The organism is Bradyrhizobium sp. DOA9, from assembly GCF_000617845.2.
In the GTDB taxonomy this organism is placed as follows: domain Bacteria; phylum Pseudomonadota; class Alphaproteobacteria; order Rhizobiales; family Xanthobacteraceae; genus Bradyrhizobium.
On the sequence record NZ_DF820425.1, the window covers coordinates 1,130,168 to 1,155,434 of the forward strand.

The window sequence follows — 25,267 nt, forward strand, 5'->3', positions numbered from 1 at the left end:
GCGATGACCACACTGAAACATTCTCCTGCATCCAAGGCGTCCGATATCGAGGCGCGCTGCGCCGCCACGGGCATGCGCATGACCGAGCAGCGCCGCGTCATTGCCCGCGTGCTGGCGGAGGCGGCCGATCATCCCGACGTCGAGGAACTGTACCGGCGCTGCGTTGCGGTCGACGACAAGATCTCGATCTCGACGGTCTACCGCACCGTGAAGCTGTTCGAGGACGCCGGCATCATCGAGCGCCACGATTTCCGCGAAGGCCGCGCGCGCTACGAGCAGATGCGCGACAGCCATCACGACCACCTCATCAACCTTCGCGACGGCAAGGTGATCGAGTTCACCTCCGAGGAGATCGAGAAGCTGCAGGCCGAGATCGCCCGCAAGCTCGGCTATCGTCTGGTCGATCACCGGCTCGAGCTCTATTGCGTCCCGCTCGACGACGACAAGCCGACGAATTGATGCGCAGTTCTTGCGGCGATCTTTCTTCACCTCTCCCCATCGGGGAGAGGTCGATTTGCGCAGCAAATCGGGTGAGGGGGCACAGGTCCCACGAGAGAGCGAAACCCCTCACCCGGCGCTTCGCCATAGCCGAAGCTTTGCTTCGGCGTTCTTCAGAACGGCCGTCAAAGGCGGCCTACGCCTCTCCCTCCGGGAGAGGTGGCATCGCCCGCATCGCGCCAGATCATTTCAACCTCACCGCACACTGAATGCCCATCGACCTCATCATCTTCGATTGCGACGGCGTGCTCGTGGACAGCGAGGTGATCTCCTGCCGGGCGCATGCGGACGTGCTGACGCGCCACGGCTATCCGATCACGTCGGAGCAGGTGTTCGAGCGCTTCCTCGGCCGCTCGACAAAACAGGCCAATCTCGAGATCGAGACCGAGCTCGGCCGCAAGTTGCCCGAGGCCTATCACGGCGATCTCCAGGACGAGCTGTTTCGTTCGTTCGAGGCCGACCTCGAAGCGATCCGCGGCATCCACGACGTGCTCGATGTCGTCACGCAAGCCGTCTGTGTCGCTTCCAGCGGCTCGCACCAGCGCATGCGGGTGAGCCTCGGGAGCACCGGGCTGCACGAGCGCCTCGCGCCCAACATCTTCTCGGCCTCGCAGGTGAAGAGCGGCAAGCCGGCGCCGGACCTGTTCCTGTTCGCGGCGCGCCAAATGGGCGTGCCGCCCGAGCGCTGCGTCGTGATCGAGGACAGCCTTGCCGGCATCGCCGGCGCCCGGGCGGCCGGCATGACGGTTTTCGGCTTTTACGGGGGCAGCCATTGCGGCGACGACTATCCCGGGACGCTGCGCCAGGCGGGTGCCGACCTGATCTTTGCCGACATGCATCAGCTGCCGGAGCTGGTTCGACGGGTCGAGGCAAACGCTCTGGCGGGCTGATTTTCGCCTTCGACCGTCATTCCGGGTCACGCGCGACGCGCGTGAACCCGTAATCTTGCGCCAGAACCTCTGGATTTTCGGGTTCGCGCTGGCGCGCGCCCCGGAATGACGGACGGAAGTGGCCGCATTCGCTGGATTTTCGGCCCTCCAGCCTATATCTGAGGGCCGTCCTCCATCGCCATTTCGGGTTCCATGACGCCGCCGCGCAAGCTGCACATCAAATCATATGGCTGCCAGATGAACGTCTACGATGCCCAGCGCATGGTGGACACGCTGGCCCCGGAAGGATTCGTGGAGACGGCGAGCGCGGAGGATGCCGACCTCGTCATCCTCAACACCTGCCATATCCGCGAGAAGGCTTCCGAAAAGGTCTATTCCGAGCTCGGCCGCCTGCGCGTCGCCAAGGACGAGGCCGCGCGTGCGGGCCGCGCGATGAAAATCGCGGTCGCCGGCTGCGTGGCGCAGGCCGAAGGCGAGGAGATCGTGCGCCGCGCGCCTGTCGTCGACGTCGTGGTGGGACCGCAGAGCTATCATCATCTGCCGGAGCTGTTGAAGCGCGCCGAGGGCGAAGGCCGCGCGATCGAGACCGAGTTTCCGGCCGCCGACAAGTTCGGCTTCCTGGCCCAGCCCAAGCCCGACGCGATCCGCGCGCGCGGCATTTCCGCCTTCGTCACGGTGCAGGAAGGCTGCGACAAGTTTTGTACGTTCTGCGTCGTGCCCTACACGCGCGGCGCCGAAGTCTCGCGCCCGGTGGCCAAGATCGTCGACGACGTGAAGCGGCTCGCGGACAACGGCGTGCGCGAGCTCACGCTGATCGGGCAGAACGTCAACGCCTATCACGGCGACGGGCCGGACGGAAAAACCTGGCCGCTCGGCCGGCTGCTCGAACATCTGGCGACGATTCCCGGCATCGCGCGGCTGCGTTATTCGACCAGCCATCCCCGCGACGTCGACGACAGCCTGATCGCGGCCCATCGCGATCTCGGTGCCCTGATGCCGTTCGTGCACCTGCCGGTGCAATCGGGCTCGGACCGCATTTTGGCGGCCATGAACCGCAAACATACCGCCGATGATTACCTTGGGGTCATCGACCGTTTTCGTACCGCTCGCCAAGACATTGCTTTTTCATCGGATTTCATCGTCGGCTTCCCCGGCGAGAGCGAGCAAGATTTTCTCGCCACCCTCGCGCTTGTCACGCAAATCGGCTACGCTGCGGCGTATTCGTTCAAATACTCCGCCCGGCCGGGAACGCCGGCCGCGGACATGCAGGAGACGGTGTCCCCCGCCGAGATGGACCAGCGATTGGAGCGGCTCCAGGAACTGATCGACAGCCAGCAATCGGCCTTCAACAAGGCCGCGATTGGCGCAACGGTCGACGTGCTGTTCGAGCGTCCGGCCCGCAAGCAGGGCCAGATCGTCGGCCGCACCGCCTACCTCCAGCCCGCCCATGTGATGGCATCTCCGGACATCATCGGACAGATCCTGCCGGTGCGCATCGACAGCCTCGAGCGCTACAGTTTTCTGGGCGAGCTCGTGACGCCGCGCCAGGCGCGCGAGCCCGCTTTATCGCAAGCCAGTGGAGCCTGAACCCTTGCCCAAAAGCGCATCGGATTCGTCTTCGTTCGCTCCCAGCCGCAAATTTGACCGCGACATGCAAGTTCCGCCCGAGACCCAGGTCGTCATCGACTTCGACGACAATCGCGCCGCTTCCGCGCTGGTCGGCCCCTACGGCCAGCACCTGGCGCAGATCGAGCGGCGGCTCGGCGTCGTCGTCGATTCCAAGGGCAACCACATCACCATCGGCGGCACGCGCGATGGCTGCGACGCCGCGCGCCGCGTGCTGGAGATGCTCTACGCGCAGGCCGTGAAGGGACAGGACCTCGACCAGGGCGAGGTCGAGGGCGCCATCCGCGCCGTGATCGCGCAGGGCTCGCTGTTCGAGTTCGACGCCAAATCGGCCAAGTCCACCTTCGACAGCATCAATTTGCGCAAGCGCCCGGTGCGGGCGCGTACCGCGGCGCAAGACTCCTACATCCGCGCGCTGAAGCGGCACGAGCTGGTGTTCGGCATCGGCCCGGCCGGCACCGGCAAGACCTGGCTCGCCGTCGCCCATGCCGCGCAGCTGTTCGAACGCAAGGAGGTCGACAAGATCATCCTGTCGCGGCCGGCGGTGGAAGCCGGCGAGCGGCTCGGCTTTTTGCCCGGCGATCTCCGCGAGAAGGTCGATCCTTATCTGCGGCCGATCTACGATGCGCTCTACGACCTCATGGATGCGCGCATCGTCGAGCGCGCGCTGCAGACCGGCGAGATCGAGATCGCGCCGCTCGCCTTCATGCGCGGCCGCACGCTGACCAATGCCGCCATCATCCTGGACGAGGCCCAGAACACCACGTCGATGCAGATGAAGATGTTCCTGACGCGTCTCGGCGAGAACAGCCGCATGATCGTGACGGGCGATCCCTCGCAGATCGACCTGCCGAACGGCCAGACCTCGGGCCTGGCCGAGGCGACCCGCCTGTTGAGCGGCGTCGAGGGCATCGCCCAGGTTCATTTCAAGGCCGAGGACGTGATCCGCCACGAGCTCGTGGCGCGGATCGTCGCCGCCTACGAAGGGCCGCCGCAGCGGCCGGCCACCGGTCAATCCTGACGAGGCAACACCGGACCAAAAGAGGGCGCGAGCACGGCGCCCTTCGTCCGAGACAACACAATGTCCCATCCCAACCTTCCCATGACCGAGGTCCTCGTCGTCGCCGATTGCTGGCAGCACGAGCCCGATTCCGAAGCCGTGATCCAACGCGCGGTGGCGGCTGCCGCCGAGAGCGTCGACGAAGACGTTGCCGACGCGGAAGTGGCCGTGATGCTGACCGATGATGCAGGCATCCGCACGCTCAACAGCAACTGGCGCGGCATCGACAAGCCGACCAACGTGCTGTCGTTCCCAGCGCTGCAGCCGGAGGGCGCGTGGAAGGTAGGCGATGCGCCGCGCATGCTCGGCGACATCGCGATCGCCTACGAGACCATGCGGCGCGAGGCGGACGAGGAACACAAGCCGTTTGAGCATCATCTGAGTCACCTCGCCGTGCACGGCTTCCTGCATCTGGTCGGCTACGACCACGAGAACGACGACGACGCCGAGGAGATGGAGGCGCTCGAGACCGAGATCCTCGCCCATCTCGGCATCCCCGATCCCTATGCCGACCGCCCGGGGACGCACTGAGATGCCGGATTCCGAGCCTACCCACGACAATCCCCGCAACCCCGCCAATCTGCCGGCCGTGGTGACGCCGGGCGAGGTGCTGCGCCCGAGCGCAGACAGCTGGCTGCTGCGCGCCATCCGCACGCTGTTCGGCTGGAAGGCGGGGTCGGTGCGCGACGACCTCCAGGTCGTGCTCGACGCCTCGACGCCCGACGACACCGGCTTCTCCGCGGTCGAGCGCACCATGCTGCGCAACATCCTCGGCCTGCACGAGCGCCGCATCGCCGACGTCATGGTGCATCGCGCCGACATCGTCGCGGTGAAGCGCGACATCCCGCTCGGGGAATTGATGGACCGCTTCGAGAGCGCCGGCCATTCGCGCCTCGTCGTCTTCGACGAGACGCTCGACGATCCCGTCGGCATCGTCCACATCCGCGACCTGCTCGCCTTCATGACCGCGCGCGCCCGCGTGTCGGAAGCCACCAAGACCAAGCGCAAGAAGCCGCTGCCGGCCGGGCTCGATTTGCGCGCCGTCGATCTCGCGCTGCCGCTTCACGAGGCGCACATCATCCGCAAGCTGCTCTACGTGCCGCCGTCGATGCGGGCGATCGACCTGCTCGCGCAGATGCAGGCCTCGCGCATCCATCTGGCGCTGGTGGTCGACGAATATGGCGGCAGCGACGGGCTGGTCTCGATCGAGGACATCGTCGAGCAGATCGTCGGCGAGATCGACGACGAGCACGACAGCGACGAGCCGCCCTCGATCGTGCGCCTGCCCGACAACGCCTTCATCGCCGACGCCCGCGCCAGCCTCGACGACGCCCGCTCGGTGATCGGCGAGGATTTCGTCACCGGCGAGGCCGGCGAGGAGGTGGAGACGCTGGGCGGCTATCTCGTCAGCTTCGTCGGGCGCCTGCCGGTGCGCGGCGAGGTGATCTCGGGCCCCGGCAATTACGAGATCGAGGTGCTCGATGCCGATCCGCGCCGCGTCAAGCGGCTGCGCATCGCGACGCGGAAGGAGCGCCCGGTGCCCCGCACCCAGCGCGAGAGCCGCCGCCGTGAAGCGACGCCTGAGAGCGGACAAGCGCCGGCCAGCGACACGCCCACGCCGCCGCCGAGCGACGGGGCCGGCCCGCAGTGAGCCCATCGCAGCGCCTTCGGCAAATTGCGCTGGCCATCATCCTCACCTGGGGATGGCAGCGCGCCATCGTCGCCATGGCGGCCGGCGCGCTGTCGGTGCTGGCGCTGGCGCCGTTCAACCTGTTTCCGGTGCTGTTCGTCACCTTCCCGGTGCTGGTCTGGCTGATCGACGGCGCCGGAGCCGGCCGCTACGGCGGCGTGCCCGCCGCCGCCTTGACCGGCTACTGGTTCGGGCTCGGCTATTTCGTGCCGGGCCTCTACTGGATCGGCTACGCCTTCTTCGTCGACGCCGACATATTCGCCTGGCTGACGCCGTTCGCGGTGCTGGGCCTGCCGGCCTATCTTGCGATCTTCACGGCGATCGGCTTTGCGCTGGCGCGGCTGCTCTGGAGCAAGAACGCGACGCGCGTGCTGGCGCTGGCGGCGAGCCTCACCATCAGCGAATGGTTGCGCGGCCATGCGCTGACCGGCTTTCCCTGGAATGCGTTCGGCTATGCGCTGTCCGAGCCCTTGCCGCTGGCGCAGACGGCTTCGCTGATCGGCCTGTGGGGCATGACGTTCCTGACGGTCGCGATCTTCGCGAGCCCGGCGACGCTGATCGACCGCACGCCCGATCGGCGCCTGCAATGGCGGGTGCCGGCCGCGGCCGTCGCGCTCCTGCTTGTCATGAGCATTTTCGGCGCAATCCGCCTGTCGCTGCATCCGACCACGATGGTGTCAGGCGCCAAGCTGCGCCTGATGCAGCCCAACCTGCCGCAGGACGCGAAGTTCAACTACGCCGCCAAGCCGGAGGTGATGAAGAAGTATCTCGCGCTGTCGGACCGCGCCTCCGGCCCGCAAGCGACCGGCGTGCGCGATGCCACCATCCTGATCTGGCCGGAATCCGCCTTTCCGTTCTTCCTGACCCGCGAAGCCGACGCGATGGCGCAAATCGCCGATCTCTTGCCGAAGGGCACGGTGCTGATCACGGGATCGGTCCGTGCACCTGACCTGCCGCGGGGCACGCCGATCACGCGCGCCTATAACTCGATCTACGTGATCGATCACGACGGCAGCGTGCTCGCCGTTTACGACAAGCTGCATCTGGTCCCGTTCGGAGAATTTCTTCCCTACCAGTCGTTGATGGAGAAGCTCGGTCTCGAGCAACTGACGCGTGTGCGCGGCGGCTTCATTCCAGGGACCGTGCGGCATGCGCTGCCGGTCGCCGGCGCGCCGCCCGCGCTGCCGCTGATCTGCTACGAGGCGATCTTCCCCGGCGAAGTGGCCGGACGCAACGAACGTCCGGGCTGGATCGTGAACCTCACCAATGACGGCTGGTTCGGCATCTCGACCGGTCCCTATCAGCACCTGGAGCAATCGCGCATGCGCGCGATCGAGCTCGGATTGCCGCTGGTCCGCTCGGCCAATACCGGCATCTCCGCAGTGATCGATCCGGTCGGACGCACGGTCGCGAGCCTCGGTCTCGGCATCGAAGGCATTTTGGATGCAAACCTGCCTGCTGCGCTCCCGCCGACGATCTATGCGCGCGTGGGTGATGTACCAGCAATCATGCTTGTCGCGCTCGCCGTGATTGTAGTCATCCGCCGCCGCGTCGCCAAACGACACCCCTGATCGCCTCTGATGGGCGTAGCCGGAAACCTTTGACAACCGTAGTCCCACGGTTGACAGACTGCAGGCGGGCTCCCCATTCTGCATCGGCTGCAAAAGACAGCGGTGCATTGCTAAATTTCTCCGCAATGTTTCCCAATAACAGGGTTTGATATTGCGATGTTGCGCCCGAGGCATGCTTGATCATTGCGCCGAAGGTGGTGTTTGGAGGGCTGAGGAAATGTCGAAAGCGCCCAACCCTGTTGACAAATATGTCGGCAGTCGCGTGCGCATGCGCCGCATCATGTTGGGCATGAGCCAGGAAAAGCTCGGTGAAGCTTTGGGCCTGACTTTCCAGCAGATTCAGAAGTACGAGAAGGGCACCAACCGGGTCGGCGCGAGCCGTATCCAGCAGATCGCCGAGATCCTGCAGGTGCCGGTGTCCTTCCTGTTCGAGGGCGGCCCGAGCGGCGTGCCGGGTCCGGATGGCTTCAGCGAAGGCGCCTCGCCGTCTTACGTCTCGGACTTTCTCGCGACTTCCGAAGGGCTCGCCTTGACCAAGGCGTTCACGCGAATCACCGATTCGAAGATGCGCCGCTCGATCGTCGATCTGGTCGAGCAGATTGCGGCCCGCGAAGGTCCCGACAAGCGCTGAATCGCCATCTCCACGGCGATTTGAGACTGCATCAAATCTGGCCTATGTCGTCATTTACGACCGCGCTTTGATGCGCGTCCGCTGCGATGATGCGATTCAAAGGCACAGATGCGTCCATGACCGACTCCAACTGGTTCGATTCGCAAACTATTCTCGATGGCATCCGCCGCTGGGTCGAGATCGAGACGCCGACGGAAGCGCCTGAACAGGTCAACAAGCTGGTCTCAGTGGTCGCGGAGCAATATCGCGGCCTGCCCGTCACGCTCGAGCGCATCGCGGGCGTGGACGGCTGCGGCGACCATCTCGTGGTGCGCTCGAATTGGGGGCAGGAGCAGCCGGGCATCCTGGTGCTGAGCCACCTCGATACCGTCCATCCGATGGGCTTCATCGAACGCCTGCCGTTCAGGATCGAAGGCGACGTCGCGTTCGGTCCGGGCATCTACGACATGAAGGGCGGCGCCTACATCGCCCATCACGCCTTCCGTACGCTGTGCGCGACGGGCGATCGCTCGCCGCTCGGCATCACGCATCTGTTCAGCTCCGACGAGGAAATCGGCAGCCCGACGTCGCGCGCGCTGATCGAGCAGGAAGGGCGCAAGGCCAAATATGTGCTGGTGACCGAGCCGGCGCGCGACGGCGGCAAGATCGTCACGGGACGCAAGGGCGTCGGACGCTTCCGGGTCTTCATCAAGGGCGTGCCCGCGCATGCCGGATCGCGGCCCGAAGACGGCCGCAGCGCCGTCCGCGAGCTCGGCAACGTCATCCTGGCGCTGGAAGGGATGAACGATCTTGCGCGCGGCGTCACCGTCAATGTCGGCGTGGTGCGCGGCGGCACGCGGCCCAACGTCACCCCCGAGGAAGCTTACGCGGAAGTCGATCTGCGCGTCGTGAGCCTCAAGGATGCAGACGAGTTCGTCGGCAAGATCCTCGCCCTGAGATCGAAGACCGAGGGCGTCACCGTCACGGTCACCGGCGAGCTCAACCGGCCGCCTTACGAGAAGAGCAATGCAGGCGCATCGCTGTACGAGCATGCCAAGGCGCTCGCCGGCGAGATCGGCTTCGAGCTGGTCGACACCCATACCGGCGGCGGATCGGACGGCAATTTCACCGCTCCCTTCACCGCGACGCTCGACGGGCTCGGCGTCGACGGCAAGGGCGCGCACACCCATTACGAGCAGCTCTACGTCCCCTCGCTGGCGCCGCGCGCGCGGCTGCTCCATCGCCTGTTTCAGACGCTGCGATGAGCGAACGTAAATCAAGCCCCGATCGCGACGACAGCGAGCGCGCCTTCTTCGGGCGCCGCAAGGGCCACAAGCTCAGGCAACACCAGGCCGACCTGATCGACAATCTGCTGCCGCATCTTGCGCTCGACATCGAAGGCGAGAAGCCGGCGGACGCAAGCGACATCTTCGATCCCGCCGCCGACGATATCAGGCTCGAGATCGGCTTCGGAGGCGGCGAGCATCTTGCGGCCGAGGCGCAAAACTTTCCGGCCACCGGCTTCATCGGCTGCGAGCCCTATGTCAACGGCATGGCCAAGATCCTCGCGCAGATCGAGGCGGCCAACATCGGCAACATCCGCCTGTTCGCGGGCGATGCCGCCGAGCTCCTGGCCTGGCTGCCCCGGGAGTCGCTGTCGCGGATCGACCTGATCCATCCCGATCCCTGGCCGAAGCGGCGGCACTGGAAGCGGCGTTTCGTCCAGGACCGCACCATCGCGGCGATGGCGCGCGTGCTCAAGCGAGGCGGCGAATTCCGCTTCGTCTGCGACATCGACGATTACTGCGCCTGGACGCTGTCGCATCTTGCGCGCTCGCCCGATTTCGTCTGGCTCGCCGAACGCGCCGACGATTTCCGGCTTCCAGGGCCGGGCTACACCATGACGCGCTACGGCCGAAAGGCCGCGCGCGAAGGGCGCAAGGCGGCTTATCTGCGATTCAGACGAACGTAGTCGTCATTGCGAGGAGCGAAGCGACGAAGCAATCCAGAGTGCCCGTTCGGAGAGATTTCTGGATTGCTTCGCTTCGCTCGCAATGACGGAACGCGGGGCTAAATCGTCTGCCGGTTGCGCCAGAAATTCACGACGCGCTCGGCGGTGGCCGGCATCAAACGCGTGAAGTTGAGGCGCGCGGTCTCGATGTCGGCATCGGCCGGCGTGCGGTTCGACCCGTACCAGAGCAGGATGAGCGCGCGCACCGTGGGCCAGCCGAGGTTCAGCACGCGGCCGAGGATCAGCAGCGGATCGTAGCGGTCGCCCGCGATCAGGCGGTCGAGGACCTGGAGGCGAACGCCCGACATCGCCGACAGCGCGGCGACCGATTCCTCGTATTTGTGCGCCTTGGCGAAGCCGAGCAGCGCGCTCTCGCCGAGATGGCCGTCGCGATTCAAGGTCAGCACGGTGCGCTGTGCCGCGGAGAAATCGCGGCGCGGGCCCGGCGGCAAGGCGGCTTCCTCGATTGCGGCCATCGCGCGCTTGATCTCGACCTGGCGCGCGGGATTGACCACGGTGGAGAGACGGCGGCGGATGACGTCGAGCGTGCCGTCGAGCAGCTGCTTCAGGTTCTCGCCGGAAAGGTCGTTGCGCTGGCCGATCTTCAGTGTGAGCACGCCGTCCTGCGCCGCGCGCTTGATCATCTCGGAATAGCTGCCCGGCGAGAATTCCGCACCGGCATTGGCGGCGGCACGGCGCACCACGTCGCGATCGCCGCGCTCGACCAGCACGTCGGTGACGGCGGGCGACAAGGCCGGACGCTCGGTCATTGCCAGCAGATGGCCCTGGCCCTTCAGGCGCGCGATCTCGACCAGCGCCGTCTCGTCGAGCACGGGCGAGCGGCGCAGCACGGGGCCGGCCACCATGATCTCGTTCTCGCGCGCGAGCTGATTGACGAGGTGTGGCGGCGCGTTGTCGAGGTGCGAGAAGCGCTCGGCCAGATCGATGCGCGAGGCGAGCTCGGCATGGGGGACGAGATCGATCAGGAGATTGTCGAAGAGGTCGATCAGCTCGGGGCGTAGCTTGTCCGCGTCGCGGAAGAACAATTGGGAGATGGCACGCGCGATCTCGCCGCGGCGGCGCGGATCGCCGCGCTTGACGATGTCGTCCAGTCCTGGAATGAGCGACGTGGCAACGGTCATGAAAACGCAACTCGAACGGGGCACGCCGCGGGTGCGCCCTTGGTTCAAGCCGCCCCACAATCGGGAAATCTAGGCCTGCTTGATGAAGGAAGCGTTGCGCGGGGCCGGCGAGACCGGGCGCAAAAAGGCCCCGTTGCCGCTGCAATGGGCCTTGTCCGGGAGTCAAGAAAGCGCTATATCAGCGCCAATTCATCTTCTCATACGATCCGCGTAGTGAGAGTGGGCCCGAAAGGACCCGCTCTTTTTTGTTACCTGGACGCGGCTCGGCGGGAGATGCGGCCCGGCGCGTTGTCGGGAAGGTTCCGAAGCGGGCTTTTGAAATCGTAACCAAGCCTTAACCCAAACCTTAACTACCCAAACCTTAACTACCCAAGCCTTAACCAACGAGCGCCCTGACCCTGGACATGACCGAACCGACCCCTGGTTCCACCGATGCCGAATTGCTGGCCGAGCCGCGGCTCGTGGTCGAGCCCGGCGTCGCGGCACGGGTGTCCGCGGTGGCAGCTCCCGTGCTCCAGGGCATGGGCTACCGCCTGGTCCGGATCCGCATTTCCGGGGAAGCCGGCTGCACCGTGCAGATCATGGCCGAGCGGCCGGACGGCTCGATGCAGATCGAGGATTGCGAGGCGATCTCGCGGGCGCTGTCGCCCGTGCTCGACGTCGCCGACCCCATCGACCGCGCCTATCGCCTCGAGATCTCCTCGCCGGGAATCGACCGCCCGCTGGTGCGCCGCTCCGATTTCGAACGCTATTCCGGGCATCTGGTGAAGATCGAGATGGCGGTCGCCCATGAAGGGCGCAAGCGCTTCCGCGGCACGCTCGGCCCGGTCGAGGGCGATTGCGTGCATCTGCATCGCGACGATGCCAAGGCCGGCGACGATGCCGACGTTCTCCTGACGATGGAGGATATCGGCGATGCGCGGCTGGTGCTGACCGACGAGCTGATCGCCGAATCCATGCGCCGCGGCAAGGCCGAGGAGCGCAAGATGCGCAGGGATCTCGGACTGGAGCCGCCGGCTGCACCGCACGCGGAGATCAGTGCGAAGATCACCAAGAACACCAAGCCGAAAAAGAAACCGGCCCCGACCAACACGAAGAAACATCGCCTTGCCGCCGAACGCGCGCGGCGCGGCAAGATCGAGCCTGACCAAGGAGACTAGCCATGGCAGTCAGCGCCAACCGACTTGAATTGCTTCAGATCGCCGACGCCGTCGCACGCGAAAAGTCGATCGACCGCGGCATCGTCATCGCGGCGATGGAGGACGCCATCGCCAAGGCGGCGCGCGCCCGTTACGGCAGCGAGACTGACGTTCATGCCGAGATCGACCCGAAGAAAGGCGAGCTGCGGCTGTCGCGCCACATGCTGGTGGTCGACAAGGTCGAGAATCACTCCAACCAGATCTCGCTGGTCGATGCCCAGCGCGCCAATCCGGGCGCGCAAGTCGGCGACACCATCGCCGACACCCTGCCGCCGCTCGAATATGGCCGCATCGCCGCGCAATCGGCCAAGCAGGTGATCGTGCAGAAGGTGCGCGAGGCCGAGCGCGACCGCCAGTACCAGGAATTCAAGGACCGCATCGGCGACATCGTCAACGGCGTCGTCAAGCGCGTCGAATATGGCAGCGTGATCGTCGATCTCGGCCGCGGCGAAGCCATCATCCGCCGCGACGAGATGCTGCCGCGCGAAGTGTTCCGCAACGGCGACCGCGTCCGCGCCTACATCTTCGACGTCCGCCGCGAGACGAGAGGCCCGCAGATCTTTCTCTCCCGCACCCATCCGCAGTTCATGGCGAAGCTGTTCGCGCAGGAAGTGCCGGAGATCTACGACGGCATCGTCGAGATCAAGGCGGTGGCTCGCGATCCGGGCTCGCGCGCGAAAATCGGCGTGATTTCCCGCGATTCCTCGGTCGATCCGGTCGGCGCCTGCGTCGGCATGCGCGGCTCGCGCGTGCAGGCCGTGGTGAACGAGCTGCAGGGCGAGAAAATCGACATCATCCCCTGGTCGCCCGACATCGCGACCTTCGTGGTCAACGCGCTGGCGCCGGCGGAAGTCTCCAAGGTCGTCATCGACGAGGACCGCGAGCGCATCGAGGTCGTGGTGCCCGACACCAACAACCAGCTCTCGCTGGCGATCGGCCGCCGCGGCCAGAACGTGCGCCTGGCCTCGCAGCTCACCGGCTGGGACATCGACATCCTGACCGAGCAGGAGGAATCGGAGCGCCGCCAGGCCGACTTCGAGAACTCCACCCGCGTCTTCATGGAATCGCTCAACGTCGACGAAGTGGTCGGCCAGCTGCTGGCGTCCGAAGGCTTCACCTCGGTCGAGGAGCTCGCGATGGTGGACGTCAAGGAGCTCGCCGGCATCGAGGGCTTCGACGAGGAAACCGCGCAGGAGCTGCAGAACCGCGCCCGCGAATATCTGGAGCAGCAGGAAGCCGAGCTCGAGGCGCGGCGCAAGGAGCTCGGCGTCGAGGACGCGGTCAAGGACGTGCCCGGCGTGACCTCGAAGATGCTGGTGAAGTTCGGCGAGAACGACATCAAGACCGTCGAGGACCTCGCCGGCTGCGCGACCGACGATCTGGTCGGCTGGACCGAGCGCAAGGAAGGCAGCGAGCCGACCAAGCACGCCGGTGCGCTCGACGGCATCGACATCTCCCGTGACGATGCCGAAGCGATGATCATGCAGGCCCGCGTCAAGGCCGGCTGGATCACCGAGGCCGATCTCGCCAAGCCCGCTGAGGAGGCCGAGGCGACCGAAGATCAGCCGGCTTAAGGGCAAAGGAGAATGTCGCCCGGATGCTTGCAGATTCCGACCTCGAACTTGACCATGGCCCGCGGACCGAAAGGTCCGCGACCATGCGCATGTGCGCGGTCAGCCGCGAGGTCCGGCCGATTGACGAGCTGATCCGCTTCGTCGCATCGCCTGACGGGCAAATAGTTCCCGATCTCAAGCGCAAGCTGCCCGGACGCGGCATGTGGCTCACCGCCTCGCGCAAGACGGTTGCGGAAGCGGTGCGGCGTCACCAATTTAGCAAGGCCTTCAAGCGCGAGCTGCGCATCCCTCAGACGCTTCCCACCGACATCGAGGCGCTCCTGGTCCGGAGCGTGACCGAAGCCCTTGGGATCGCCGCCAAGGCGGGCCAGGTCGTGGCCGGCTTCGGCAAGGTCGAGAGCGCCCTCCGGGAAGGAACGGTCGAGGTCCTGATCCATGCCAGCGACGGGGCCGCGGACGGAATCCGCAAATTGGACATGCTGGCGCGTCAGAATGCCGGGAATCGCGGTGCTAAGGCGCAGATTCCCGTCGTCACCGCGCTGAAATCGGTAGAATTGGATTTGGCACTGACCCGGTCAAATGTGATACATGCTGCCCTGCTCGCGGGCCCGGCGAGCAAGTCATTCCTGTCACGTAGCCAGATCCTGGTCCGATACCGGATGGCGGACGACGACAAGACTGCCGAAAAACCCGGCCAGGATTTCTGAGAGACACGACGACCCAATTGGATGGTGCGGCAACGCACAACACTGATAAATCAGGATTAGGACTGCTGAATGGTTGATACCAAGACCCCTGGCGACAAGAAGCTGAGCGTTCCGAGCAAGACGCTATCGCTCAAGCCGCGCGTCGAAACGGGCACCGTGCGCCAGAGCTTCAGCCATGGCCGCAGCAAGCAGGTCGTGGTCGAGAAGCGCGGCAAGCGCCGCATGGGCGACGGACCCGAGCCGCACGCGCCCGAGGTGACGGCAAAGCCCGCGCCGGCCGCACCCGCCGCCGCGCCGTCGCGTCCGGCTCCGCCCCCGCCGCGCAACGCCGGTTCCGGTGTGGTGCTGCGCACCCTCACCGAGGACGAGCGTTCGGCCCGCGCCAGCGCGCTGGCCGATGCCAAGCTGCGCGAAGTCGAGGAACGCCGCCAGGCCGAGGAAGAGGCCCAGCGCCGCGCCGCCCGCGAGGCCGCCGAGCGCGCCGAGCGCGAAGCCGCCGAATCCCGCCGCAAGGCCGAGGAGGAGCGCCACCGGCACGAGGACGAAGCCAAGCGCAAGGCCGAGACCGAGGCCAAGAAGCGTTTCGGCGAGGGTGAGCAGCCGGCATCCGCCGCGCGCCCCGCGACCGCAACCCCGGCCGCTTCCGCTCCCCGCCCCGGTGCGCCGGCGTCCCGCCCTGGAACCACCACCACGGCGCGTCCGGGAACCACGACGGCGCGTCCTGCAGCCACGACCGCGCAGCGTCCGGGTGGACCGGCCGGCCGCGGCCCCGCCGTTGCAGCCGAGCCCGACGAAGACGAGGCGCCGCGCCAGATCCGCCGCGGTCCCGGCGGCGCCGCGCGTCCCGTGGTCGCCCCCAAGCCCACCCACAAGCCCGGCCCGCAGAAGGAGCGCGGCCGCCTGACCGTCGTCACCGCGCTCAATGCCGACGAGGTGCGCGAGCGCTCGATCGCCTCGTTCCGCCGCCGCACCCAGCGCCTGAAGGGCCACGCCTCGAACGAGCCCAAGGAAAAGCTCATCCGCGAGGTGGTCATTCCGGAGGCGATCACCATCCAGGAGCTCGCCAACCGCATGGCCGAGCGCGCGGTCGACGTCATCCGCATGCTGATGAAGCAGGGCGCGATGCACAAGATCACCGACGTGATCGACGCCGACACCGCGCAGCTCATTGCCGAAGAGCTCGGCCACACCGTCAAGCGTGTTGCTGCATCCGACGTTGAAGAAGGTCTGTTCGACGCTACCGACGATTCGACCGACACCGAGACCCGTTCGCCCGTGGTGACCGTCATGGGTCACGTCGACCACGGCAAGACTTCGCTGCTCGACGCACTCCGCCACGCCAACGTGGTCTCCGGCGAAGCCGGCGGCATCACCCAGCACATCGGCGCCTACCAGGTGACATCGCCTGAAACCGGCAAGAAGATCACCTTCATCGACACGCCCGGCCACGCCGCGTTCACCGCGATGCGCGCCCGCGGCGCCAAGGTCACCGACATCGTCGTGCTGGTGGTCGCGGCCGATGACGGCGTGATGCCGCAGACGGTCGAAGCCATCAATCACGCCAAGGCGGCCGGCGTACCGATCATCGTTGCCATCAACAAGATCGACAAGCCCGACGCCAAGCCCGAGCGCGTGCGCACCGAGCTGCTCCAGCACGAGGTGCAGGTGGAATCCTTCGGCGGCGAAGTCGTCGACGTCGAGGTGTCCGCCAAGAACAAGACCAATCTCGACAAGCTGCTCGAGATGATCGCGCTCCAGGCCGAAATCCTCGACCTGAAGACCAATTCGGAGCGTCCGGCCGAAGGCACCGTGATCGAGGCCAAGCTCGATCGCGGCCGCGGTCCGGTCGCCACCGTGCTGGTCCAGCGCGGCACGCTCCGCGTCGGCGACATCATCGTCGCCGGTGCCGAAATGGGCCGCGTCCGCGCGCTGATCTCCGATCAGGGCGAGACCGTGCAGGAGGCCGGTCCCTCGGTGCCGGTCGAAGTGCTCGGCTTCAACGGCCCGCCCGAGGCCGGCGATCGTCTCGCAGTGGTCGAGAACGAAGCCCGCGCCCGCCAGGTCACCAGCTACCGCGCGCACCAGAAGCGCGAGAACGCGGCTGCCTCGATCTCCGGCATGCGCGGCTCGCTCGAGCAGATGATGTCGCAATTGAAGACGGCGGGCCGCAAGGAATTCCCGCTGATCGTCAAGGCCGACGTGCAGGGCTCGCTGGAGGCCATCCTCGGCTCGCTGGAGAAGCTCGGCACCGACGAGGTCGCCGCCCGCATCCTGCATGCCGGCGTCGGCGGCATCTCGGAATCCGACGTGACGCTGGCCGAAGGCTTCAACGCCGCGATCATCGGCTTCTCGGTTCGCGCCAACAAGGAGGCCGCTGCGGCCGCCAAGCGCAACGGCATCGAGATCCGCTACTACAACATCATCTACGACCTCGTGGACGACGTGAAGAAGGCGATGAGCGGCCTGCTCGCGCCGACCTTGCGCGAAACCATGCTGGGCAATGCCGAGATCCTGGAGATTTTCAACATCTCCAAGGTCGGCAAGGTCGCCGGCTGCCGCGTCACCGACGGCACCGTGGAACGCGGCGCCAATGTGCGCCTGATCCGCGACAACGTCGTCGTGCACGAAGGCAAGCTGTCGACGCTGAAGCGCTTCAAGGACGAAGTGAAGGAAGTGCAGTCCGGCCAGGAGTGCGGCATGGCCTTCGAGAACTACCACGACATGCGTGCCGGTGACGTGATCGAGTGTTATCGCGTGGAGACGATCCAGCGCTCCCTGTAAGTCCAAATCTTACCGAAGCGTTCGGATCTTTTTGAACTGAGATTGCGGGAGTGCGATGGCCGGATTTTTCCGGCCATCCACCCCTCTTCGTTTCAACAGGACAAATGACAATGCCCGTGTCGCAGGCACCGGGCATGACGAGGTGATTTTCGATAAAATGCCGCGGCATCATCAGAAGAAGAGTTCCGCGCCCGGCGGCTCGCAGCGTCAGCTGCGCGTCGGCGAGCAGGTTCGCCACGCGATGGCCGAGATTCTGGCGCAAGGCAATGTGCATGATGCCGACCTCGAAGGTCACATCATCACCGTGCCGGAGGTGCGGATGTCGCCCGACCTGAAGCTCGCGACGGTCTACGTGATGCCGCTCGGTGGCCGCGACACCGAGATCGTCATCGCTGCGCTCGAACGCAACAAGAAGTTCCTGCGCGGCGAGGTCGCGCGGCGCGTTAACCTGAAATTTGCACCTGACATTCGCTTCCGCGTCGACGAACGATTCGACGAAGCGGAACGGATCGAGAAGCTTTTGCGAACGCCTGCGGTGCAAAAGGATTTGGAACAGGATCCGGATTCGGATCGGGAAGAAGAGCAATGACCATGGACCCCGCTCACGGCACGATCGGCGGCAACGAGGCCGATCAGCGCGACGTGCAGAACAACAATTTCGCGGAGGATTCGCAGCCGCATCGGGAGCCGCGCCGCGTCAACAACGATCCGCGCGCCAAGCAGCAGAAGGGCAACCAGCCTCGGCGCGACCGCCGCGACGTCCATGGCTGGGTCGTGCTCGACAAGCCGATCGGCATGACCTCGACGCAGGCGGTCGCCGTGCTCAAGCGCCTGTTCAACGCCAAGCGCGCCGGACACGCCGGCACGCTCGATCCGCTCGCCTCCGGGGGCTTGCCGATCGCGCTCGGCGAGGCCACCAAGACCGTCCCCTTCGTGATGGACGGCCGCAAGCGCTACCGCTTCACGGTCTGCTGGGGCGAGGAGCGCGACACCGACGACATCGAGGGCCGGGTGACCGCGACCTCGGACCAGCGCCCGAGCCGGGAGGCGATCCTGGCCCTCTTGCCCCGCTTCACCGGGGTGATCGAGCAGATCCCGCCGCGCTATTCGGCGATCAAGGTCCAGGGCGAGCGCGCCTATGACCTCGCCCGCGACGGCGAGATCGTGGAGCTGGCCCCCCGCCCGGTCGAGATTCACCATTTAACCCTTGTGGATCAACCAGATAACGACCGCGCCGTGTTCGAGGCCGAATGCGGCAAGGGCACCTATGTCCGGGCTTTAGCCCGCGATATGGGCCGGATTCTCGGCACTTACGGCCATATCTGCGCGCTGCGGCGGACCCTGGTCGGCCCATTTGGCGAAAACGACATGATTCCGCTGGATCAGCTGGAGGCTTTGTGCGATAGAGCCGCGTCCGGCGAGGGCAGCCTCGCCGACGCGCTTTTGCCCGTTGAGACCGCGCTGGACGACATCCCGGCACTGGCCGTCACTCGGGCTGATGCGGCAAGGCTCCATCGGGGCCAGGCCGTTTTGTTGCGCGGACGGGATGCGCCCACTTGTAGCGGCACAGTCTATGTCACGGTGGCAGGCCGTCTTTTGGCGCTTGCCGAAGTCGGCAATGGCGAAATCATCCCCAAGCGTGTGTTCAACCTGACCGGCCTGACTGCCAGCCCCGGTCGCAACGAGAGAAATTGACGATGTCGATTGCCGCAGAACGCAAAGCGGAAGTCATCAAGACGAATGCCACCAAGGCCGGCGACACCGGCTCGCCCGAGGTTCAGGTCGCGATCCTGTCGGAACGCATCAACAACCTGACCAACCATTTCAAGACCCACGTGAAGGACAACCATTCGCGTCGCGGCCTCTTGAAGCTGGTCTCGACCCGCCGCTCGCTCCTCGACTACCTGAAGAAAAAGGACGAGGCACGCTACAAGGCGCTGCTCGAGAAGCACAATATTCGTCGTTAAGAGTTCTTTGCGCGCGCCACCGGCGCGCGTTTTCGCACGTGGTTTCGAGTGAAAGCGCTTATTTTAAGCTTTTTGATCGAGGTTGCGTGCGCGTCGGATGCGGATTGTTGATTCGCCTCCGGGCATGATGGGCGAAGACCGAAGTTTCGGTGTTCGCATTCGTGCCGACTGACAGTCCAGCAGCAATCCGGCGGCTGGGCACAACGGGCAAGGCGCCCGTATGACCCGAAGGGATGGACGCCATCCGACATCCAAAAACCATGGCAGGATCGCAGGACGCTGATCATCCGCTCCGATCAGCGTCCCGCAATCTTGCGCATGGTTTTTGTTTTTCGAGAGCCGTCCCTTCTTTCGAGAACCCATGAAAGAAGACCTCTATGTTCAATAAGCATTCAGTCGAGATCGACTGGGGCGGACGCCCACTCAAGCTCGAAACCGGCAAGATCGCCCGCCAGGCCGACGGCGCCGTCGTCGCCACCTATGGCGAGACCGTGGTGCTCGCTACCGTCGTCGCGGCGAAGGCGCCGCGCGAAGGCGTCGACTTCCTGCCGCTGACCGTCGATTATCAGGAAAAGGCCTATGCTGCGGGCCGCATTCCCGGCGGCTATTTCAAGCGCGAGGGCCGTCCGACCGAGAAGGAGACGCTGGTCTCCCGCCTGATCGACCGTCCGATCCGCCCGCTGTTCGTCGACGGCTGGCGCAACGAGACCCAGGTGATCGTCACCGTGCTGTCGCACGATATGGAGAACGATCCCGATATCGTGGCGATGGTCGCGGCCTCCGCCGCGCTGACGCTGTCCGGCGCCCCCTTCAAGGGCCCGATCGGCGCGGCCCGCGTCGGCTTTGCCAATGACGAATTCATCCTCAACCCGACGCTGGACGAGATGGTCGACACTCAGCTCGACCTCGTCGTCGCCGGCACCGCCGACGCCGTGCTGATGGTCGAATCGGAGGCCAAGGAGCTGAACGAAGACATCATGCTCGGCGCCGTGATGTTCGGTCACCGCCACTTCCAGCCGGTGATCAACGCCATCATCGATCTCGCCGAGAAGGCCGCCAAGGAGCCGCGCGAAGTCACCGTCATCGACAATTCGGCGCTCGAGAAGGAAATGCTCGGCCTGGTCGAGCAGGAGCTGCGCGCCGCCTACGCCATTCCGGTCAAGCAGGATCGCTACGCCGCGGTCGGCAAGGTCAAGGAAAAGGTGATGGCCCATTACTTCCCCGAAGGGAAGGAGCCGCAATACGACAAGCTGCGCATCGCCGGCGTGTTCAAGGAGCTGGAAGCCAAGATCGTCCGCTGGAACATCCTCGACACCGGCAAGCGCATCGACGGCCGCGACAGCAAGACGGTGCGCAACATCGTCGCCGAGGTCGGCGTGCTGCCCCGCGCCCACGGCTCGGCGCTGTTCACCCGCGGCGAGACCCAGGCGATGGTCGTGACCACGCTCGGCACCGGCGAGGACGAGCAGTACATCGATGCGCTGTCCGGGACGTACAAGGAAACGTTCCTGCTGCACTACAACTTCCCGCCCTATTCGGTCGGCGAGACCGGCCGCCTCGGCGGCACCAAGCGCCGCGAGATCGGCCACGGCAAGCTGGCCTGGCGCGCGATCCGTCCAGTGCTGCCGCCGCATCACGAGTTCCCCTACACCACCCGCGTGGTGTCGGAGATCACCGAGTCGAACGGCTCGTCCTCGATGGCTTCGGTCTGCGGCGCCTCGCTGGCGCTGATGGATGCGGGCGTGCCGCTGAAGCGGCCGACCGCGGGCATCGCGATGGGCCTGATCCTCGAAGACAAGCGCTTCGCGGTTCTCTCGGACATCCTCGGCGACGAGGACCATCTCGGCGACATGGACTTCAAGGTCGCCGGCACGGAAGCGGGCATCACCTCGCTCCAGATGGACATCAAGATCGAGGGCATCACCGAAGAGATCATGAAGGTGGCGCTGGCGCAGGCCAGGGACGGCCGCATCCATATCCTCGGCGAGATGGCCAAGGCCCTCACCGCGGCCCGCGCCGAGCTCGGCGAATACGCGCCGCGCATCGAGACCTTCAAGATCGCCACCGACAAGATCCGCGAAGTGATCGGCACCGGCGGCAAGGTGATCCGCGAGATCGTCGAGAAGACCGGCGCCAAGGTCAATATCGAGGACGACGGCACCGTGAAGGTCGCCTCCTCTGACGGCGAAGCCATGAAGGCCGCGATCAAGTGGATCAAGTCGATCGCGTCCGATCCGGAAGTCGGCCAGATCTATGACGGCACCGTCGTCAAGGTGATGGAGTTCGGCGCCTTCGTGAACTTCTTCGGCTCCAAGGACGGCCTCGTCCACATCAGCCAGCTCGCATCGAACCGCGTGCAGAAGACCTCCGACGTCGTCAAGGAAGGCGACAAGGTCAAGGTCAAGCTGCTCGGCTTCGACGATCGCGGCAAGACCCGCCTGTCCATGAAGGTGGTCGACCAGACCACCGGCGAGGACCTCGAAGGCAAGGACAAGGGCGGCGAGGGCGAGAAGGCTCCGCGCGAAGCGGCCGGCGAGTAACCGCTCCAAGCCACGTCAGAACCACGAAGGGCGGCCGAGAGGCCGCCCTTTTTGTTTCGGCGTCCCTGCCTGATCGAGGGAGTCGCCTATGCGCGATTCCGCCGCAGCGTCGCGCACGTCCGATCGAAAACCGCGATGGCTGACGCTGCGTACCTGTCGTACCGCCGTACGCTTCAGCGGATCGTCCCCAGACAGGAGAACCAAATGACATCCATATCCCGGCGCCGTCTCGTGTTCGCTGCAACCGGCCTCGTTGCGGCTGCCGCTGCCCCGCGCTTGGCGTTTGCGCAGGCGGCCATGGCGCCCGCAGGGCCGTTCAAGCTCGATCCTTTGGCCTATCCGGCCAATGCGCTGGAACCGCATATCGATGCCAAGACGATGGAAATCCACCACGACCGCCATCATCAGGCGTTCATCACCAACTTGAACAATTTAGCCAAGGATAATCCGCAGATCGCTGGAAAGCCGGTCGGCGAGGTGCTCGGCAATCTCGGCGCCGTACCCGACGCGATCCGCACCGGCGTCCGCAACAACATGGGTGGCCACGCCAACCACACGATGTTCTGGCAGATCATGGGACCGAACGGCGGCAAGCCGGAAGGTGCCCTGCTCGCCGCGATCGACAGCGATCTCGGTGGCATGGAGAAATTGCAGACGGACTTCAACGCTGCCGGCGGGCGCGTGTTCGGCTCGGGCTGGGTGTTCGTGACCGTCAGCAAGGACGGCAAGCTCGCGATCGAGACAAGGCCCAATCAGGACAATCCGATGATGGACGGCAAGCGGGCGCTGCTCGGCAACGACGTCTGGGAGCACGCCTATTATCTGAACTACCAGAACCGCCGCGCCGATTATCTCAAGGCATGGTGGAACACGGTGAACTGGAAGGTGGTGGGCGAGCGCTACGCTGCCGCGAAGGCCGGCACGCTCGACGTGTGAGGACACGAAGACAAAAAGGGCGGCCTCTCGGCCGCCCTTTTTATGACTGCTCGAGAAATGCTGCGCCCCCTCTCCCGCTTGCGGGAGAGGGTCGGGGAGAGGGCTGCTTCCGCAGGAAGACTCCCCAAGAGGAGAGAGCCCTCACCCGCCGCGCTTCGCGCGTCGACCTCTCCCGCAAGCGGGAGAGGTGTCACACTCACGCCGCGAGGTCGTAGCGATCGAGGTTCATCACCTTGGTCCAGGCCTTGGCGAAGTCCTTGACGAACTTCTCCTTGGAATCCGAGGTGGCATAGACCTCGGCGAAGGCACGGAGCTGCGAGTGTGCGCCGAAGATGAGATCGACACGCGTGGCGGTCCACTTCACCGCATTGGTCTTGCGGTCGTGCCCCTCATAGGAGCCGTCGGCCGCCGGCGTCCACTGCGTGCTCATGTCGAGCAGGTTGACGAAGAAGTCGTTGCTCAGCGTTCCCGCCTTGGCGGTGAGGACGCCGTGCTTCGAGCCGTTCGCATTGGCGCCGAGCACACGCAGGCCGCCGACCAGCACGGTCAGTTCAGGCCCGGTGAGCCTGAGCAGTTGCGCGCGATCGACCAGCGCCTCTTCAGGATGCATGAACTGATGCCGCTTGCCGATGTAGTTGCGGAAGCCATCGGCCCGCGGCTCCAGCGGTGCGAACGAAGCCGCATCCGTCTGCTCCTGCGAGGCGTCCATGCGGCCCGGCGTGAAGCCGACCTTGACGTCGACGCCGGCATCCTTGGCAGCCTTTTCGACCGCGGCGGTGCCGCCGAGCACGATGAGGTCCGCCAGCGAGACCTTCTTCGCACCGGATGATGCGTTGAAGTCCTTCTGGATCGCTTCGAGCTTGCCGAGCACCTTGGCGAGCTGGGCCGGGTCGTTGACCTCCCAGTCCTTCTGCGGGCTGAGGCGGATGCGCGCGCCGTTGGCGCCGCCGCGCTTGTCCGAGCCGCGGAACGTCGAGGCCGACGCCCAGGCGGTCGAGACCAGCTCGGACACCGACAGGCCCGAAGCCAGGATCTTGCTCTTCAGCGAAGCGATGTCCTGCTCGCCGACCAGCTCGTGGTTCAGGGCCGGAATCGGATCCTGCCAGATCAGCGTCTCCTTCGGCACCAGCGGGCCGAGATAGCGCTGGATCGGACCCATGTCGCGATGGGTGAGCTTGAACCAGGCGCGGGCAAAGGCGTCCGCGAACTGATCCGGGTTCTCCAGGAAACGCCGCGAGATCTTCTCGTAGACGGGATCGAAGCGCAGCGAGAGGTCCGTCGTGAGCATGGTCGGCCGATGCTTCTTCGAGTTGTCGAAGGCATCGGGAATGACCGCGTCGGCGCCCTTCGCCGTCCACTGGTTCGCACCGCCCGGGCTCTTGGTCAGCTCCCATTCGTACTTGAACAGGTTCTCGAAGAAGTTGTTGCTCCACTTCGTCGGCGTCGTCGTCCAGGTCACCTCGAGACCGCTGGTGATGGCATCACCCGCGCGGCCCGAAGCGTACTTGCTCTTCCAGCCGAGGCCCTGATCTTCCAGCGCGCCGGCTTCCGGCTCCGGGCCGACCAGCGACGGATCGCCGGCACCATGGGTCTTGCCGAAGGTGTGGCCGCCGGCGATCAGCGCGACGGTCTCTTCGTCGTTCATCGCCATGCGGGCGAAGGTCTCGCGGATGTCCTTGGCCGCGGCGACCGGATCCGGCTTGCCGTTCGGGCCTTCCGGGTTGACGTAAATCAGGCCCATCTGCACGGCGCCGAGCGGCTCGGCGAGCTGACGCTCACCGCTGTAGCGCTCATCGCCAAGCCAGGTGCCTTCGGGGCCCCAATAGAGCTCTTCCGGCTCCCAGACGTCGACGCGGCCACCGGCGAAACCAAACGTCTTGAAGCCCATCGATTCCAGCGCGACGTTGCCGGCGAGCACCATCAGATCGGCCCAGGAAATCTTGCGGCCGTACTTCTGCTTGATCGGCCAGAGCAGGCGGCGGGCCTTGTCGAGGTTGGCGTTGTCGGGCCAGCTGTTGAGCGGGGCGAAACGCTGCTGACCGGCGCCGGCGCCACCGCGGCCGTCGGTGATGCGGTAGGTGCCCGCGCTGTGCCAGGCCATGCGGATCATCAGGCCGCCGTAATGACCGAAGTCGGCGGGCCACCATTCCTGCGAATCCGTCATCAGGGCGGTCAGGTCCTTGATGACCGCGTTCAGGTCGAGCGACTTGAACTCCTTGGCGTAATCGAAGTCCTTGTCCATCGGATCGGACTTGTCCGAGTTCTTGTGCAGGACCTCGATGTCGAGCTGCGTCGGCCACCAGTCGCGGTTTGTGCGCGTGGGTTTTCCGCCCGAAAACGGGCACTTCGAAGTGTCGTCCATGAATACCTCCTCTGGCGGCGTCGAACTCGCGCCCTTGACCAGGTAGAACCACTCTAAGCGCCCCGTCCTATCAGGGGAAGTTGACTTTAATGATCGCTGCGAT

Annotated in this window: 21 protein-coding genes; 19 read left to right on the forward strand and 2 right to left on the reverse strand. The window is 65.6% G+C overall.

Annotated features, from left to right (window positions below):
• Positions 1 to 3: 3 nt before the first annotated feature.
• The 10 genes from BDOA9_RS05215 (at position 4) to trmB (ending at position 9,917) form a co-directional block, all read left to right on the forward strand.
• On the forward strand, positions 4 to 459 hold the full coding sequence (locus tag BDOA9_RS05215) for a Fur family transcriptional regulator (protein WP_025032895.1): 456 nt from the start codon (positions 4 to 6) through the stop codon (positions 457 to 459).
• 248 nt (positions 460 to 707) lie between these two features.
• Entirely contained in the window at positions 708 to 1,388 is a 681-nt protein-coding gene (locus BDOA9_RS05220) for an HAD family hydrolase (protein ID WP_025032896.1), read from the forward strand.
• Between the two features lie 192 nt (positions 1,389 to 1,580).
• Positions 1,581 to 2,975, forward strand: a complete 1,395-nt coding sequence (gene miaB, locus BDOA9_RS05225; RefSeq protein WP_025032897.1) for a tRNA (N6-isopentenyl adenosine(37)-C2)-methylthiotransferase MiaB — start codon at positions 1,581 to 1,583, stop codon at positions 2,973 to 2,975.
• A 64-nt stretch (positions 2,976 to 3,039) separates the two neighbouring features.
• Positions 3,040 to 4,035, forward strand: coding sequence for a PhoH family protein (locus tag BDOA9_RS05230; protein WP_025032898.1), 996 nt, complete (start codon positions 3,040 to 3,042; stop codon positions 4,033 to 4,035).
• 60 nt (positions 4,036 to 4,095) lie between these two features.
• Positions 4,096 to 4,605, forward strand: a complete 510-nt coding sequence (ybeY, locus tag BDOA9_RS05235; protein ID WP_025032899.1) for an rRNA maturation RNase YbeY — start codon at positions 4,096 to 4,098, stop codon at positions 4,603 to 4,605.
• Between the two features lies 1 nt (position 4,606).
• Positions 4,607 to 5,725, forward strand: coding sequence for a hemolysin family protein (locus BDOA9_RS05240; RefSeq protein WP_025032900.1), 1,119 nt, complete (start codon positions 4,607 to 4,609; stop codon positions 5,723 to 5,725).
• The gene (gene lnt / locus BDOA9_RS05245; protein WP_025032901.1) at positions 5,722 to 7,335 is read left to right on the forward strand and encodes an apolipoprotein N-acyltransferase; all 1,614 of its coding nucleotides are present in this window, start codon (positions 5,722 to 5,724) and stop codon (positions 7,333 to 7,335) included. The genes BDOA9_RS05240 and lnt overlap by 4 nt, the downstream gene beginning before the upstream one ends.
• Before the next feature lie 217 nt (positions 7,336 to 7,552).
• Entirely contained in the window at positions 7,553 to 7,966 is a 414-nt protein-coding gene (locus tag BDOA9_RS05250) for a helix-turn-helix domain-containing protein (protein ID WP_018319423.1), read from the forward strand.
• Positions 7,967 to 8,052: 86 nt separating this feature from the next.
• On the forward strand, positions 8,053 to 9,210 hold the full coding sequence (locus tag BDOA9_RS05255) for a M20 family metallopeptidase (protein ID WP_025032902.1): 1,158 nt from the start codon (positions 8,053 to 8,055) through the stop codon (positions 9,208 to 9,210).
• Positions 9,207 to 9,917, forward strand: a complete 711-nt coding sequence (trmB, locus tag BDOA9_RS05260) for a tRNA (guanosine(46)-N7)-methyltransferase TrmB (protein WP_025032903.1) — start codon at positions 9,207 to 9,209, stop codon at positions 9,915 to 9,917. Before BDOA9_RS05255 ends, trmB begins: the two co-directional genes overlap by 4 nt.
• A gap of 98 nt (positions 9,918 to 10,015) precedes the next feature.
• Here the strand turns inward: trmB and BDOA9_RS05265 are convergent, their stop codons facing one another.
• On the reverse strand, positions 10,016 to 11,098 hold the full coding sequence (locus BDOA9_RS05265) for a DUF2336 domain-containing protein (RefSeq protein WP_025032904.1): 1,083 nt from the start codon (positions 11,096 to 11,098) through the stop codon (positions 10,016 to 10,018).
• A gap of 404 nt (positions 11,099 to 11,502) precedes the next feature.
• On the opposite strand from BDOA9_RS05265, the gene rimP reads away from it, so the two are divergent.
• The 9 genes from rimP (at position 11,503) to BDOA9_RS05310 (ending at position 22,802) form a co-directional block, all read left to right on the forward strand.
• Positions 11,503 to 12,258 (forward strand): ribosome maturation factor RimP, encoded by a 756-nt coding sequence (rimP, locus tag BDOA9_RS05270; protein WP_025032905.1) that lies wholly within the window; start codon positions 11,503 to 11,505, stop codon positions 12,256 to 12,258.
• A 2-nt stretch (positions 12,259 to 12,260) separates the two neighbouring features.
• Positions 12,261 to 13,871: a transcription termination factor NusA gene (gene nusA, locus BDOA9_RS05275; RefSeq protein ID WP_025032906.1), complete on the forward strand. Its 1,611-nt coding sequence runs from the start codon at positions 12,261 to 12,263 to the stop codon at positions 13,869 to 13,871.
• 23 nt (positions 13,872 to 13,894) lie between these two features.
• Positions 13,895 to 14,578, forward strand: a complete 684-nt coding sequence (locus BDOA9_RS05280; protein WP_025032907.1) for an RNA-binding protein — start codon at positions 13,895 to 13,897, stop codon at positions 14,576 to 14,578.
• Between the two features lie 69 nt (positions 14,579 to 14,647).
• On the forward strand, positions 14,648 to 17,359 hold the full coding sequence (gene infB / locus BDOA9_RS05285; RefSeq protein ID WP_025032908.1) for a translation initiation factor IF-2: 2,712 nt from the start codon (positions 14,648 to 14,650) through the stop codon (positions 17,357 to 17,359).
• 157 nt (positions 17,360 to 17,516) lie between these two features.
• Positions 17,517 to 17,948: a 30S ribosome-binding factor RbfA gene (gene rbfA / locus BDOA9_RS05290; protein WP_025032909.1), complete on the forward strand. Its 432-nt coding sequence runs from the start codon at positions 17,517 to 17,519 to the stop codon at positions 17,946 to 17,948.
• A complete protein-coding gene (truB, locus tag BDOA9_RS05295) occupies positions 17,945 to 19,054 on the forward strand; it encodes a tRNA pseudouridine(55) synthase TruB (protein WP_025032910.1) in 1,110 nt (369 codons plus the stop codon). The genes rbfA and truB overlap by 4 nt, the downstream gene beginning before the upstream one ends.
• A gap of 2 nt (positions 19,055 to 19,056) precedes the next feature.
• Complete coding sequence (rpsO, locus tag BDOA9_RS05300) at positions 19,057 to 19,326, forward strand: 30S ribosomal protein S15 (protein WP_008540131.1); 270 nt, start codon at positions 19,057 to 19,059, stop codon at positions 19,324 to 19,326.
• 377 nt (positions 19,327 to 19,703) lie between these two features.
• Entirely contained in the window at positions 19,704 to 21,866 is a 2,163-nt protein-coding gene (gene pnp / locus BDOA9_RS05305; RefSeq protein ID WP_025032911.1) for a polyribonucleotide nucleotidyltransferase, read from the forward strand.
• Positions 21,867 to 22,070: 204 nt separating this feature from the next.
• The gene (locus tag BDOA9_RS05310) at positions 22,071 to 22,802 is read left to right on the forward strand and encodes a superoxide dismutase (RefSeq protein WP_025032912.1); all 732 of its coding nucleotides are present in this window, start codon (positions 22,071 to 22,073) and stop codon (positions 22,800 to 22,802) included.
• 196 nt (positions 22,803 to 22,998) lie between these two features.
• Here BDOA9_RS05310 and katG read toward each other — a convergent pair whose 3' ends face one another.
• Positions 22,999 to 25,164: a catalase/peroxidase HPI gene (gene katG / locus BDOA9_RS05315; protein WP_025032913.1), complete on the reverse strand. Its 2,166-nt coding sequence runs from the start codon at positions 25,162 to 25,164 to the stop codon at positions 22,999 to 23,001.
• Positions 25,165 to 25,267 lie beyond the last annotated feature (103 nt).